Consider the following 638-nt stretch of genomic DNA (forward strand, 5'->3'; position numbering starts at 1 on the left):
TCACTTTCTAGATCCCCTGCCCAAATCGCTGCAAATGCTTGTTGGAAACGATCACGAGCTTCGCGAAGATCAACGGTTTTTTCGCTCTTATGCAGCATCGAGAAATCTAGGATCCAGAACGTCTGGCCATTGTTTTTCTCGATCTCGTAAGGAGATTCACCAATCACGCGTAGACCCAAGTTTTCCAACATTGGCATTACGTCTGATAGATGGATTGGTTCGTCACGATGGTAAAGTTTTAAGCGAACCGCTTTCGAATCCGTTGCAACTTCCTGCGGACGGTAGAAAAGCATGCCAAGTTTGTTGTCGTCACTCAGTGCTTCAAGGCGCTCAATGTCTGCAACAGCAGAACCAGGCATCATGTCTTCTTTGTATGAACGAGGGAACGCGCTCATGTACTCTTTCGATAGTGGTAGACCTTTGCTTTCACCAAAGTTAGCAATGATCGACTCTTTTAATCTGTCGTCCCAAGAGGTAGAAACTTCCATTAAATTCTGCTCGATTTTTTTCACGTCTACATCAATGTTGTTATTGTCTACACGAACAATGTAATGCGTTCTTGCCAAGGGGCTTTCAGAGAAGAACGTCGTGAACTCAACTTCTTGTTCACAGCCAAAATACTGCTTAAGAATGCGTTG

General features: G+C 44.4%; 1 pseudogene. It reads right to left on the bottom strand.

Features of this window, described 5'->3' with window-relative positions:
- Positions 1–638, bottom strand: a pseudogene (locus R7044_RS26125) (NAD-glutamate dehydrogenase domain-containing protein); the annotation flags it as partial.

Source organism: Vibrio sp. 1402, from assembly GCF_033340275.1.